The following is a 1,486-nucleotide window of genomic DNA, read 5'->3' on the forward strand; positions in this document are numbered from 1 at the left end:
TGCTCCGGGCCGGAGGTGACGCTGGTGGCGTCGCTGGTGGATCTGCTCGGCCTGCCGCTGCGGCCCGCCGTCAGCGCCGCGCGCACGGTGCGGGTGCCCTGACGCGGCGGGGTGTCAGGGGGGGCGCGACCTGGGGGGCACCCGGCCCGGCCGTGAATTCGCTTTCGCGAATTGCGCGGTGATACGTTTGCCTCCGTCATGGGCCAGAATGAGACGGTCGTCACCGTCATCTCGAAGATCTCCGAGCGCCCCGTCAACATGGACGCGGCGCTGGTGGTCATCTACGGCCTGGATCTGGGACGCAAGTACGACCTGGCGCGTGAGGAGACGCTGATCGGCCGGTCGTCCAAGGCGGACATCCAGATTGATCAGGAAGCGGTGAGCCGCAACCACGCGCGCATCACCAACACCACCAAGGGCGTGCGCATCGAGGACCTGGGGTCCACCAACGGCACGTTCGTCAACGACGACGTCGCGGCGTCCGCGCGGTCGCTGCAGAACGGCGACCTGGTGAAGATTGGCCGCACCATCTTCAAGTTCATCGCGTGCGGCAACATCGAGGCGGCGTACCACGACGAGATCTACCGGCTGACCACGATGGACGGCCTGACGCAGATCTACAACCGCCGCTACTTCGACGAGCAGCTGGACCGGGAGATCTCCCGCAGCCGCCGCTACGAGCGCGTGCTGTCGCTGGTGATGTTCGACCTGGATCGCTTCAAGGAAGTGAACGACACCTACGGGCACCTCGCCGGGGACTCGGTGCTCAAGCAGCTGGCGTCCACGGTGCGCACGCGCATCCGGCGCGAGGACGTCTTCGCCCGCTACGGCGGCGAGGAGTTCGCGCTGCTCCTGCCGGAGATCCACCTGTCCGGCGCCCGTCAGCTCGCGGAGAAGGTGCGCAAGCTGGTGGAGCGGCAGCGCTTCGAGTTCGACAAGCAGGTCATCCCCGTCACGCTGTCGGTGGGCGTGGCCACGCTGGAGCCGAACCACCGCGAGCCCGCGGACCTGGTGCGCGCCGCGGACGAGCACCTCTTCGAGGCGAAGAACCAGGGGCGCAACCGCGTCTGCGGCTGACGCCCCCGGCGTTTCTCCCGGGTCGCCCGAAGGGAAGGGCCGCGGGGCCCTCAGCCCGCGAACACGGAGCGGCGCTCGCGCAGCAGGGCCTGGAGCATGCGCTGGATGGACTCGCGGGTGAGCTCCGTGAGCCGCTGCACCTCGCCCAGGTCGTCCGCGGCCTCCGGGGGCAGGCCCTCCATGGACAGCGGCTCGCCGAAGCGGATGGTCCACTTGGCGGGCAGCGGGCCGGGCGGCGGTGGAGCGGCAGCGACGGGAACCCCGAGGAAGCCTCCGGGGAGGTGGCCCCAGCAGCGGGGGACGTCTCCTCCGCGCCGACGATGGCCACCGGGACGATGGCGCGCCCGTGGCGCAGGCCAGCTTCACGAAGCCGCCGCGGCCGAAGCGCTTGAGGCGGTAGCGCTCCGCG

Annotated in this window: 2 protein-coding genes; one reads left to right on the forward strand and one right to left on the reverse strand. The window is 70.4% G+C overall.

From position 1 onward, the window contains the following. Window positions 1–198: 198 nt before the first annotated feature. The gene (locus ACLEQD_RS43225) at window positions 199–1,077 is read left to right on the forward strand and encodes a diguanylate cyclase (protein WP_410391763.1); all 879 of its coding nucleotides are present in this window, start codon (window positions 199–201) and stop codon (window positions 1,075–1,077) included. Between the two features lie 50 nt (window positions 1,078–1,127). Here the strand turns inward: ACLEQD_RS43225 and ACLEQD_RS43230 are convergent, their stop codons facing one another. Continuing rightward, window positions 1,128–1,259 (reverse strand): hypothetical protein, encoded by a 132-nt coding sequence (locus ACLEQD_RS43230; RefSeq protein WP_410391764.1) that lies wholly within the window; start codon window positions 1,257–1,259, stop codon window positions 1,128–1,130. Window positions 1,260–1,486 lie beyond the last annotated feature (227 nt).

It is taken from the genome of Corallococcus sp. 4LFB (assembly GCF_046520365.1).
GTDB classification, from domain to species: Bacteria; Myxococcota; Myxococcia; order Myxococcales; family Myxococcaceae; genus Corallococcus; species Corallococcus caeni.